The organism is Streptomyces tricolor (assembly GCF_002155905.1).
GTDB lineage: Bacteria > Actinomycetota > Actinomycetes > Streptomycetales > Streptomycetaceae > Streptomyces > Streptomyces tricolor.
Genome location: NZ_MUMF01000451.1, coordinates 1 through 2754 on the forward strand (window position 1 = coordinate 1; position 2754 = coordinate 2754).

General features: G+C 71.6%; 3 protein-coding genes. 2 read left to right on the plus strand and 1 reads right to left on the minus strand.

From position 1 onward, the window contains the following. Together CCN44_RS29290 and CCN44_RS29295 are read left to right on the plus strand one after the other, a co-directional pair. Positions 1 to 250: hypothetical protein (locus tag CCN44_RS29290; protein WP_143650033.1), on the plus strand; the 250-nt coding region annotated here is incomplete at its 5' end. A gap of 130 nt (positions 251 to 380) precedes the next feature. Then, the gene (locus CCN44_RS29295; RefSeq protein WP_059252920.1) at positions 381 to 1328 is read left to right on the plus strand and encodes a bifunctional riboflavin kinase/FAD synthetase; all 948 of its coding nucleotides are present in this window, start codon (positions 381 to 383) and stop codon (positions 1326 to 1328) included. A 109-nt stretch (positions 1329 to 1437) separates the two neighbouring features. Here CCN44_RS29295 and CCN44_RS29300 read toward each other — a convergent pair. Beyond that, positions 1438 to 2754 (minus strand): MinD/ParA family ATP-binding protein (locus CCN44_RS29300; protein ID WP_244203984.1); only part of this gene is annotated, 1317 nt, incomplete at its 5' end.

Consider the following 2754-nt stretch of genomic DNA (forward strand, 5'->3'; position numbering starts at 1 on the left):
GTATACGAGACAGGGCGGGGAGGAGGAGGTCCGCGGGCTGGTGCACCGCACCGGCCTGCTCCTGGTCCGCACGCCCGAGGGCGCCACCCGCTTCGACCGCGGCCTGGTCGACCTAGCCCGGCACGTGCCCGGCTTCGCCGCCCGCATGACCCGCTGGCTGACCGAGGCCCCGGACGAGTGGGCCGCGGTCGTCGGTCCCAGCACCCGCCGCATGATCGAGAACATCGCGGGCGTACGCGTACCGGCCTGACCTGCGCCCGGAACGTGCGCCCCGTCACAGCCCCCATGCCGATGCTGGCGCGGGGCACCCGGCATGGCACCCTTAGACCTGCACAAGAGGTCAACGATAGACACGGACACGGGTTCGAGGAGCGGTCACAGTGCAGCGCTGGCGTGGCTTGGAGGACATCCCCGAGGACTGGGGGCGCAGCGTCGTCACCATCGGTTCCTACGACGGTGTCCACCGCGGCCACCAGCTGATCATCAAGCACGCCGTCGACCGCGCCCGCGAACTGGGCGTCCCGGCCGTCGTGGTCACCTTCGACCCGCACCCCAGCGAGGTCGTCCGCCCCGGCAGCCATCCGCCGCTGCTCGCCCCGCACCACCGCCGCGCCGAACTGATGGCCGAGCTGGGCGTCGACGCCGTCCTCATCCTGCCGTTCACGACCGAGTTCTCGAAGCTCTCGCCCGCCGACTTCGTGGTGAAGGTCCTGGTGGACAAGTTGCATGCCAAGGCGGTCGTGGAGGGCCCGAACTTCCGCTTCGGCCACAAGGCGGCCGGGAACGTCGAGTTCCTCACCGAGCAGGGCAAGGTCTACGACTTCGAGGTCGAGGTCGTCGACCTGTACGTCACCGGCGAGGCGGGCGGCGGCGAGCCGTTCTCCTCCACGCTGACCCGCCGTCTGGTCGCCGAGGGCGATGTCGCGGGCGCCCGCGAGATCCTGGGCCGCCCGCACCGGGTCGAGGGCGTCGTCGTCCGCGGCGCCCAGCGCGGCCGGGAACTGGGCTTCCCGACGGCCAACGTCGAGACGCTCCCGCACACCGCGATCCCCGCCGACGGCGTGTACGCCGGCTATCTGCACGCCCAGGGCGAGGTCATGCCGGCCGCGATCTCCGTCGGCACGAACCCGCAGTTCGACGGCACCGAGCGCACGGTGGAGGCGTACGCCATCGACCGCGTCGGCCTCGATCTGTACGGCCTGCACGTCGCCGTCGACTTCCTCGCCTACGTGCGCGGCCAGGCCAAGTTCGAGTCGCTGGAGGCTCTGCTGGAGCAGATGGCCGCCGATGTGAAGCGGTGCCGGGAGATCGTGGCGGCGGAGCAGTAGGCCGCGTACGGTCCTGTCGGTCCACGACACGAAAGGGCGGCCGGTGCGAGGAGCACCGGCCGCCCTTTTCCGTTCCGCTTTCCGTACGACCCGCCGTCGCCGTGCGGGCCTACTGCTGGGGCGGGGCCTGCGGCGGCTGCTGCCCCGCCGGCTGCTGTCCGGGCTGCGGCTGTCCGGGCTGGGGCTGTCCGGGCTGGGGCTGCTGCTGCCCGGGCTGCGGATAGCCGGGCTGCTGCTGGGCCGGATACGGCTGGGGCTGGCCCTGCTGCGGCGGGTACGGCTGCTGCGCCGGGGTGTACGGCTGCTGACCGGGCGCCTGCGGGTAGGGCTGACCGGCGCCGTACAGCTGCTGTCCCGGTGCGGGCTGTCCGGGCATCGCCTGGCCCGGCATCGGCTGGCCGGGCATGGGCTGGCCGGGCATGGGCTGGCCCGGCATGGGCGGGGCGGCCACCGGCGGCGGGTTGCCGTCGCTCGTCCACAGGCCGTGCGCCTGCTGGTGACGGGTGAAGTCCTCGGCGACCATCGCGGCGAGGTTGAAGTACGCCTCGCGCGTCTTCGGCCGCATCATGTCGAGGTCGACCTCGGCACCGGCGGCCAGATGCTCGTCGAAGGGCACGACGATGACCCCGCGGGTCCGGGTCTCGAAGTGCGCCACGATGTCCTCGACCTTGATCATCTTGCCGGTCTCGCGGACCCCGGAGATCACGGTCAGGGACCGGGAGACCAGGTCGGCGTACCCGTGCGCGGACAGCCAGTCCAGCGTCGTACTGGCGCTGCTCGCGCCGTCCACGGACGGCGTGGAGATGATGATGAGCTGGTCGGCGAGGTCCAGCACGCCACGCATGGCGCTGTACAGCAGGCCGGTGCCCGAGTCGGTCAGGATGATCGGGTACTGCCGGCCGAGCACGTCGATCGCCCGCCGGTAGTCCTCGTCGTTGAACGTGGTCGAGACGGCCGGGTCCACGTCGTTGGCGATGATCTCCAGGCCGGAGGGGGCCTGGGAGGTGAACCGCCGGATGTCCATGTACGAGTTCAGGTACGGGATGGCCTGGACGAGGTCACGGATGGTGGCCCCGGTCTCCCGGCGCACCCGCCGCCCGAGCGTACCGGCGTCCGGGTTGGCGTCGATGGCGAGGATCTTGTCCTGCCGCTCGGTGGCGAGGGTGGAGCCGAGCGCGGTCGTCGTGGTCGTCTTGCCCACGCCGCCCTTGAGGCTGATGACCGCGATCCGGTAGCAGGACAGCACCGGCGTACGGATCAGTTCCAGCTTGCGCTGCCGCTCGGCCTCCTCCTTCTTGCCGCCGAGCTTGAACCGGCCGCCCGCCGCCGCGGGCCGTCCGCTCTTCGCCTTCTGCTTCTTGTTGTTGAGCAGCCGGTCCGAGGACAGCTCGACGGCGGCGGTGTAACCGAGCGGCAGCGCAAGCTG